This is a genomic window from Siccibacter turicensis LMG 23730, from assembly GCF_000463155.2.
GTDB classification, from domain to species: Bacteria; Pseudomonadota; Gammaproteobacteria; order Enterobacterales; family Enterobacteriaceae; genus Siccibacter; species Siccibacter turicensis.
The window spans coordinates 1-209 of the sequence record NZ_AWFZ01000014.1; the positions used below are offsets into that span (position 1 = coordinate 1).

At 53.1% G+C, this 209-nt stretch carries 1 rRNA gene; it reads right to left on the reverse strand.

Annotated elements, in window-relative coordinates:
* Nucleotides 1-209, reverse strand: a 23S ribosomal RNA gene (locus DW58_RS01475); the annotation flags it as partial.

Genomic DNA, 209 nt, shown 5'->3' on the forward strand with positions numbered 1-209 from the left:
ACGCAGACTGGCGTCCACGCTTCAAAGCCTCCCACCTATCCTACACATCAAGGCTCAATGTTCAGTGTCAAGCTATAGTAAAGGTTCACGGGGTCTTTCCGTCTTGCCGCGGGTACACTGCATCTTCACAGCGATTTCAATTTCACTGAGTCTCGGGTGGAGACAGCCTGGCCATCATTACGCCATTCGTGCAGGTCGGAACTTACCCG